The 9,164-nt window shown below is 40.5% G+C and carries 7 protein-coding genes; 4 read left to right on the top strand and 3 right to left on the bottom strand.

Features of this window, described 5'->3' with window-relative positions:
* Nucleotides 1-88: 88 nt before the first annotated feature.
* Nucleotides 89-1,345: an FGGY-family carbohydrate kinase gene (locus TOL9009_RS0107215; RefSeq protein ID WP_029632183.1), complete on the bottom strand. Its 1,257-nt coding sequence runs from the start codon at nucleotides 1,343-1,345 to the stop codon at nucleotides 89-91.
* 179 nt (nucleotides 1,346-1,524) lie between these two features.
* Between TOL9009_RS0107215 and psaM the strand changes: the two genes are divergently transcribed.
* A complete protein-coding gene (gene psaM, locus TOL9009_RS43180) occupies nucleotides 1,525-1,620 on the top strand; it encodes a photosystem I reaction center subunit XII (protein WP_072022108.1) in 96 nt (31 codons plus the stop codon).
* Nucleotides 1,621-2,061: 441 nt separating this feature from the next.
* On the top strand, nucleotides 2,062-2,457 hold the full coding sequence (locus TOL9009_RS0107220; protein WP_029632185.1) for a slr1601 family putative cell division protein: 396 nt from the start codon (nucleotides 2,062-2,064) through the stop codon (nucleotides 2,455-2,457).
* Between the two features lie 158 nt (nucleotides 2,458-2,615).
* Here the strand turns inward: TOL9009_RS0107220 and TOL9009_RS0107225 are convergent, their stop codons facing one another.
* Both TOL9009_RS0107225 and TOL9009_RS0107230 read right to left on the bottom strand, forming a co-directional pair.
* A complete protein-coding gene (locus TOL9009_RS0107225) occupies nucleotides 2,616-4,217 on the bottom strand; it encodes a 2-isopropylmalate synthase (RefSeq protein WP_029632186.1) in 1,602 nt (533 codons plus the stop codon).
* A 93-nt stretch (nucleotides 4,218-4,310) separates the two neighbouring features.
* Nucleotides 4,311-4,832 (bottom strand): LabA-like NYN domain-containing protein, encoded by a 522-nt coding sequence (locus tag TOL9009_RS0107230; RefSeq protein WP_029632188.1) that lies wholly within the window; start codon nucleotides 4,830-4,832, stop codon nucleotides 4,311-4,313.
* Between the two features lie 879 nt (nucleotides 4,833-5,711).
* Between TOL9009_RS0107230 and TOL9009_RS0107235 the strand changes: the two genes are divergently transcribed.
* Nucleotides 5,712-8,093, top strand: a complete 2,382-nt coding sequence (locus TOL9009_RS0107235; protein WP_029632190.1) for a CHASE2 domain-containing protein — start codon at nucleotides 5,712-5,714, stop codon at nucleotides 8,091-8,093.
* Between the two features lie 256 nt (nucleotides 8,094-8,349).
* Nucleotides 8,350-9,164: hypothetical protein (locus TOL9009_RS46995; RefSeq protein WP_038296225.1), on the top strand; the 815-nt coding region annotated here is incomplete at its 3' end.

The following is a 9,164-nucleotide window of genomic DNA, read 5'->3' on the forward strand; positions in this document are numbered from 1 at the left end:
TTTATCGCGTCTTTGTGATCTATAATCATCATCAGAAAATCTTATCCGAACCGTATTGGCGGTACATCACGAGCGAAATTCTTAACTCTCAACTTTCTTCCACTCCCCGCATCGCTAAAAGCGCTGTCCCATAGGCAGCTTCAGTATTATCAGAACGCATCACTCTAACCTTTAAATACCGTTTCCTAATTGCCGTCCAAGTGTCATTTGCCGCACCACCTCCAGCGGTGTAAACACGGTTTAACTTATCTGCTCCAAGTTGCTGTAGTAATTCATACCCCCGCCCTTCTATGCGTGCCATACTTTCCAATAATCCATGTAAAAATTCCACAGGATTATCTGGACGCGGTTCTAATCGCGGTGGTAAATTTGGGTCATTAATTGGAAAGCGATCGCCAGTTTTCAATAAGGGATAATAATCCAACCCGCAATATTTGCTTACATCAATTTCACGACTGTATCTTTCTAACTCAGCAACCGTAAAAAATTTCCGTAGCACCGCACCTCCAGTATTGGAAGCACCCCCAGTTAACCACAAATTGCCTAAACGGTGGCTGTAAATTCCATATCGCGCATCTTCCACACGGGTACGACTCAACAGCTTTAACACCAACGTGGAACCCAGAGAAGTCACCGCATCACCGGGTAATTTTGCACCACTGGCGATAAAAGCGGCAATACTATCAGTTGTACCAGCACACACTAAACAATCTTCTCTGAAACCGAATTTAGCCGCGACTTCTGGAAGTAATTGAGCGATCGCACTTCCTGGAGTTACTACTTTAGGTAGATGAATTGGTATTTGCAGTTCTTCTAACCATTCTGGGTATCTAAAATTTTCCACGTCATAACCCAACTTCAAAGCGTTGTGGTAATCGCTTATACCCAACTTTCCATGCAAAAGAAACGCCAACCAATCTGCCTGATGCATGAAATATCTAGCTTCTGCGAAAGATGGTTGTAAAGACATCCACAAAAGTTTAACCAAACTAGAAGTAGCGCTTAATACGGTGTTATTTGCGGGTGCAACGTTACGTAAGCGTTCCAGCATGACTGCACCCCGCGCATCATTGTACAACAGCGGGGCGTCTACAGGCTTTCCAGCGGCATCGCAGAGCAAGACGGTAGAGGAAGTTCCATTGATGGCGATCGCCTTGATTTTAAGCCGCAATTCTGAGGGGATTTGTTCTAATAAGGTAAACAAAGCTGTTTGCCAACAAGTCGTCAAGTTACCTTCATTTGACATTTCCCAAGGATACCGCACCTCTAAAAGCATATTGCCTTCCAAGGAAATCACCACACCCCTAGCACCAGAAGTCCCAAAATCGATACCCAGATAAAACATAAATTAATAATTTTTTCTAAAAAAGCTTGACAAATAACCAATGCTCCATGCCCAATGTCCCATGCCCAATGCCCAATAATTGCTTTTTGTAACAAGTTATTCCCCAATCTTGGCAAAACAAGGAAAAGTAGTAAACGAACCGATCAAAATTCCTGTTCTATTCGGAGGATTCGATAGAGATGCATATATCAGATACTCAAGTCTACATCGCTCTAGTTGTGGCGCTGATTCCAGGAATTCTGGCTTGGCGTTTATCAACAGAACTTTACAAATAAATTCTAAGCTGCTTGATACTGGGACTGTAAACTAGTGCAGCGTGGCAGAAATAACTATCAAGTTGAAAAAAGTTAAAAAGCTTTCTGTAGAAGATTTCTTTCCTTCTGCATAAGTGCCTTCTGCCTCCTGCCTTCATGCACTAGGGATTAGGAAAAAATACCATAGATCCCTAATTGCCAATATTCCCATCTGCCATCCCAGGCAAAGTATCAAAAAGCTGATAATCCTGGCAGTACGAAAGCAGTTTCCATCTTGCGGCTTGATACCGTGGATTATCGGCAACTGATTACTTACGTATGCCAGGTTTATTTTTAAGTATTAACATACGTGTATCAAACTCGAAAAAATGAAGTAATATGACAGCTAAATAAATCCGTAATTAATCTTGGTCAGATTTTTACGGCAAGTTTCTGCCGATAGTCGAGGTTATTTTTAATACTATGAATGCATTTCAACCTTCCAGACCCCCGCTAGAACCTATACAAAAACGTCGGGTAGCTCCAAGACCACGCCGGCACCTAAGACAACGCTCTTATCAGGTGATGGCACTGGAAACGACGGTAAAAATAGGGGTTAATGTTGTCATTTCAGTCGCCGCAGCATCTGCGTTGGTACAACTTTTGCCTTATCATTGGTTACAGCAAGACAGATTAAGAGAAATTGGCACTGAAGTCAAGTTTATGGAAGGACGTGTCAACACTTTAAACACAAAATTTCGCCAGAACTTCGATCCGCGTGAAAATAAAACTATTATGCAAGAACAATCTTATCGATTTGACCCTAGCCAGCGTCAAGTCGTGATTATGAATAAAGATGGTTCAGAAGTCGAACAATGATAATGAAGGGGGTGTGGGGGGTAGGGTGTAGGGTGTAGTGAAGGATAAAGAATGAAAGAATCCTCTTCCCTCCCCACACCCTTTATGGTCACGCTAATAGTTGTAGAGACGTAGCAATGCTACGTCTCTACGTCTTTTCTACGCCTATATCTATTGCATCAAATTTGCTGTGCAGTTACCTGTTCTTGTTTTTGAGATTGTTGCAAATAAGCATACAATCTATTCAGTGCATTGACGTAAGCTTGAGCGGAGGCAACTATGATGTCTGTATTCGCCGCATGTCCGGCAAATACTTGAGATTCATAGCGCAAGCGGATGGTTACTTCTCCAAGTGCATCAATGCCTTCTGTTACCGACTGTACGGAAAATTCAATTAACTGATTTGGGACGTTAACTACGCGGTTAATTGCTTTATAAACTGCATCTACAGGTCCTGTACCGATCGCTGCGTCAGTTAATTCTTCACCTTCTGGGGTGCGGAGGGTGATAGTTGCGGTGGGACGAGCGCGATCGCCACTAGAAACTTGCACCAACTCTAATCTAAACAAATTAGGTGCTTGTTGAATTTCATCGTTAACGATCGCTTCCAAATCCCAATCAGAAATTTCTTTCTTTTTATCGGCTACTTCTTTGAACCTGACGAATGCTTTATTTAATTCGGTTTCTGAAAGTTCAAAGCCCAATTCTTTCAACCGAGTACGGAAAGCATTTCTGCCTGAATGTTTACCCAAAACGATTTGATTGTCTGCCAATCCAATCAATTGGGCATCCATAATTTCATAGGTGAGCTTGTTTTTTAGCACACCATCTTGATGAATCCCAGATTCGTGAGCAAAAGCATTTGCTCCGACTATTGCTTTATTTGCTTGCACTAACATTCCCGTCAAATTGGAAACCAAGCGCGATGTTTTGTAAATTTGACGAGTGTCGATATTTGTCAGTGATTCTTCGGATTCTGCTGGTCTTCCTAAGAACGGATTAAAATATTGTCGTCGCACATGCAATGCCATAACTAATTCTTCTAGCGAGGCATTTCCTGCACGTTCACCAATTCCGTTGATGGTACATTCTAACTGCCTTGCGCCATTTTTCACAGCTTCTAGGAAGTTAGCAACTGCCAAGCCTAAATCATTATGTCCGTGAACGGAAATAATCGCGTTGTCGATGTTGGGGACATTTTCTTTAATTCCCTTAATTAGCGCTCCAAATTCGCTGGGGGTAGTATAACCCACTGTGTCGGGAATGTTAACTGTTGTTGCGCCAGCTGCGATCGCTCGCTCTAATACTTGATAAAGAAATTCTGGATCGGAACGGACAGCATCCATCGGCGAAAATTCTACATCTGCCATAAAAGTTTTGGCATAAGCCACCATTTCTTCGGCGATCGCCAAAACTTCTGAGCGTGACTTCCGCAGCTGATACTCTAAATGGATATCAGACGTGGAAATAAACGTGTGAATTCTGCCTTTAACGGCTGGTTTTAATGCAGATGCCGCAGCTTCAATATCTGCTTTAATCGCTCTTGCCAAACTACAAATTATCGGACCATTTTCTGTCCCGACAATTTCCGCGATTTTGCGAACGGCTTGAAAATCTCCAGGGCTAGCATAAGCGAAACCCGCTTCGATGACATCTACCCCAAGACGTGCTAATTGCTTGGCGATCGCCAGCTTTTCGTCTATATTCAAAGTCGCACCCGGACACTGCTCACCATCTCGCAGAGTCGTATCAAAAATGATAATTCTTTCGTTGTTGTTCATTTTCATCTCGTTATTAGCGTTTCTACTTTTTCCGGGAAAAATCTTTAATATTAATTTTCTTTACTCCTGATTTGTAAATAATTGCTAAGAATATCAACCTTCAGTTTTTTCTATTTTATCTCGGATATCGTTCAAATCTATATATCTATCAGTAGCATTACGCAATTCTCTGGCTATCATTCCTTCTGTCGATACTACAGTTATATAAGTATTTTTCCCTCTTAATAATTCTATAGCTCTTTCAAAATCCCCATCACCACTAAATAAAACGACTCTATCGTATTGTTCTACTGTATTAAACATATCTACAACAATTTCTATATCTAAATTTGCTTTTTGCGAATAACGACCGGAGGAATCATCATAATATTCTTTAAGAATTTTAGTTCTGACTGTATATCCTAAACTGATTAGGGCATCCCTAAACCCTCGCTGATCTTGTGGGTCTTTTAAGCCAGTGTACCAAAAGGCATTGATTAAGGCTGTTTCATGATGCTCGGTTCTAAAATATTCTAAGACGCGTCGTGGATCAAAAAACCAGCCATTTTTTTGTTGAGCATAGAACATATTGTTTCCATCTACAAAAATAGATAGACGATTCATTGGAGAACCCATAGTAAAGTTACACCTAATATATATAGAAAAGCATTTAGATTGAACAATAGATTATAGCAATAATAAAATGACAAATTTACTAATATCTATAAACTATATCGTCATTTATAGCTTTGAGCTTACCTCTTTCAAATGATAAAATCGGCTGAAACATTGGAGTGGGCTTTCAATTGGGGGCTGAACCTTTTTTACTCCAGGTAGCAAATGCCTATCAAGCAATGCGTCTGGCTGAATCGAGAAGAAATAAATGCGATCATGTTCTTACCTTATCTTCAATAGCCCACCAAGACTCTCTAGTACACGGAAAAAACGCTTTATTTTTATGGAGCACCTCTACAATAAATACCTTGTAATCAAAATCTACCAATAAAATTGACTTGTGGGACAGCTTTATTAGGCATATAACAGTTAAGTTTACTCCTAAAGAGGTATGCGTAGGCTGGGGGTAGGATATAATCATCCTTATCTATAGATTTTGTCTTTAAAGCAATTCACAACATCCCTTGAAAGTTACTTCCTAGCTAGATTAACGGTACTGGGCGATCGCTTCAGTTGGTGTTTATTTTTTTATCGTCCAGCACCCTCACTCATCACAGAACCTGAGAGATATTATAGAATTGAGTAACTCACGCTCGTTGCAACCGATAAATCTGCTTCAGTCTCTGGAACAATCATATATAGTCACTTGCGTTATGAAAATATATGAAGCTATGTTTCGTTTCTGACTTTATATAAGAGCTTTACTTACGATTTGGGAAAAAATAAAGAATAAGTTACAAATGTATAAGTTTTTCATTTAAGTATTATGTCAAGATAATGGGGTTATAACAGGGTGTAAATAAATAAAATCGTTGTACGTAAATCTATGAATAACACGATATGGCAGAAGAACATAAATCTAGCTTACCTAAAAACAATATCTCTGCTGCCAATAGACTGCCAAGTAAATCTACAAAAACGACTGCAACTGCATTAGCACGTTTCTCAAACCAGATGACTCGTTTAGGTCATCTACTTGCTGCTACTTCCGCATTAGGAGCAGCCTTGTTGAGTGCTTCTGGTTTGGGTTTAACGCAATTGATGGAAAGTCAGGCGATTTATACATTTTATCAACTGCGCGAACCGGTGATGCCGCCAGAAGATATCGTGATATTGGCAATTGACGATCAGTCAATATCAACTCCTGCACAATCCTATCAAGGAGACCCGAAGCAGTATGCCTACTTTGAACCGCTACAAAAATTTCCTTATAAACGTGAGGCATACGCTCAAGTAATTGATAAGTTAATCAAAGCAGGGGCACGCTCGGTTGCATTAGATGTAGTATTTAATCGACCTAATCTTGAGGATACTGCCGACGATCAAAAGTTGCAACAGTCATTGCAACGTTATGGCGATAAAGTTACTTTAGGCGCAGTTTACGAGTTTATTGAGACGTATCAAGGCAAAGGTTGGCAGTTATCGCAGCCATCCGCACAGTTTCGCACAGGATCGGTATCCATTGGCTCGATTAATTTCCCCCTAGAGGTAGATGGCAAAATTCACCGACTTGCAAGCGAATTTCCGAAATTGTTAGAGAAAAACGAAGGTTTTGTCCCAGGAGATAAAATACCATCTTTTGGGGAAGCGGTACTTAGAGCAGCAAACGTGAAATATCCGCGACCAAAAGGCGATCGCATTTATTTTTACGGTTCTGCGGGAAAATTTGAGCATATTCCTTTCTACTACGTACTCGACCCCGAAAATTGGAATTCTTATTTGCAACAAGGAAAAATTTTCAAAGATAAGATAGTTTTAATTGGGGCAACCGACAAGTTAAGTAATGATTATCATTCAGTAGCTGTTGCCCCAAGTAATGAAGAAATGGCAGGGGTAGAAATTCATGCAAATGCGATCGCTACTTTAATGGAAGGAAAAGCGATCGCTCAAGGAATTAAAAATCCATTTCTGCAAGGATTGTTTGTGCTGGTGTTAGTTGGTGGAAGTGTATTAATAGTTACTCGCAGCAAGCGAGGCATAATTAGATTTTTCGCACTTTGCGCTCTAGCAAGCGTTTGGGGCATAATTAGTTATTCTGTTTTTATATATAATCAGTTAATTTTACCGACTACAGTGCCAATGATGGCGATGAGTGCGATCGGACTTTCTTATCTCGGAACCGAAGTAGCTAAAGATAAGTTAAGAAAAAGCCAATTAGTCAATATTCTTCAAAAACATGCATCTAATCATGTTGCCCAAGAAATTATCAGCATGGAAGATGACCTGCAAGACTTACTTCTACAAAGAGAAAAAGCAATAGCGGGTAAAATACTTGACGGACGCTACAAAATTGTCAAAGTTCTTGGTTCAGGAGGATTCAGCGAAACCTACATTGCAGAAGATACCAGACTTCCGCAAAACCCGCTATGTGTTGTGAAGCAGCTAAAACCAGGCAATACTAAATCAGAAAGCCTAGAAATTGCCAGACGTTTGTTTAAATCAGAAGCGCAAACTTTACAAAAATTAGGAACACATAACCAAATTCCTCAGTTATTGGCTTATTTTGAAGAAGACGAAGAATTTTACTTAATTCAAGAATATATCATCGGTCATCCTCTCAATCAAGAGCTTCCATCTGGTAGACTCATCCCCGAAACCGCAGTTATCGAGATGTTGCGGGACTTATTGCAAACATTAGCATTTGTTCATGACAACAGCGTAATTCACCGAGATATTAAACCCAGCAACATCATGCGACGAGATGAGGACAACAAACTGGTACTCATTGACTTTGGTGCCGTTAAAGAAGTCACCACACAACTGCTTGATAATCCACAGCAAACAGCCTTTACCATTGGCATTGGTACTAAAGGTTATGCACCAAGCGAACAATGTTTTGGGCGTCCGCAATACAGTAGTGACATCTATGCAGTTGGCATGATTGGTATTAAAGCCTTGACTGGCAAACATCCCCATGAATTAGATAGAGATGCTGACGGAGAGTTGAAATGGATGGACAAAGCAAAGGTCAGTCACGCCTTAGCAGAGATTCTTAATAAAATGGTGTTGGATGACTTTAAACAACGCTATCAATCTGCATCCCTAGTTCTGGAAGCCCTTGATGAATTGATAAATTCTGAATACAGTAATTTGGCGAATACTTTATCTTTAGAAGATACAGACACTCCCACCATATCTTGGGTAGAAGTTTCTGAAGACACCCCCCAACCACCATCTTCTACATCTATTGTTCCACGACCAGTTGACAAATTCGAGATTTAAAGTTAGCTGGACATCAAAAAATTGGCGCTGCTGAATCGTTGTATGAACCTGGATGTAGAGACGCGATATATCACGTCTATACAACACTTCTGACACTACGCAAAATCATTTTCATACATGAAATCAGCAACGCCAAAAAATTAAAGTTCGTAGTTTGCGCTTCAGCGCTAAAACACTAACTACGAACTGGAAACTCGTTTTACTTGAGTTGTTTCTTTAACCCAACTGAATGTCTTATTCAGTCCGATAATTTTATGTGCTTGGTTTAACTGGTGGATTTGGAGTTGTTGGTGGATTTGGAGGTGACTCTATAACTGGTGGATTTGGAGTTATAACTGGCGGATTTGGAGTTATAACTGGTGGATTTGGAGTTATAACTGGTGGATTTGGAGTTATAACTGGCGGATTTGGAGTTATAACGGGTGGATTTGGAGTTATAACTGGCGGATTTGGAGTTATAACGGGTGGATTTGGAGTTATAACTGGTGGATTTGGAGTTATAACTGGCGGATTTGGAGTTATAACTGGCGGATTTGGAGTTATAACTGGCGGATTTGGAGTTATAACTGGCGGATTTGGAGTTATAACTGGCGGATTTGGAGTTATAACGGGTGGATTTGGAGTTATAACTGGCGGATTTGGAGTTATAACGGGTGGATTTGGAGTTATAACTGGCGGATTTGGAGTTATGACTGGCGGATTTGGAGTTATAACGGGTGGATTTGGAGTTATAACTGGTGGATTTGTAGGTGACTCTGGCTTGGTTGGAGTTATAACTGGTGGATTTGTAGGTGACTCTGGCTTGGTTGGAGTTATAACTGGTGGATTTGTAGGTGACTCTGGCTTGGTTGGAGTTATAACTGGTGGATCTGTAGGTGACTCTGGCTTGGTTGGAGTTATAACTGGTGGATCTGTAGGTGACTCTATCTTGGGTGGAGTTATAACTGGTGGATCTGTAGGTGACTCTGGCTTGGTTGGAGTTATAACTGGTGGATCTGTAGGTGACTCTATCTTGGGTGGAGTTGTAACTGATGTAGATCCGCTTAAATTGTCTTTTTTCTTATCGTTATT

The sequence above is a fragment of the [Scytonema hofmanni] UTEX 2349 genome (assembly GCF_000582685.1).
Classification (GTDB): Bacteria; Cyanobacteriota; Cyanobacteriia; order Cyanobacteriales; family Nostocaceae; genus Hassallia; species Hassallia hofmanni.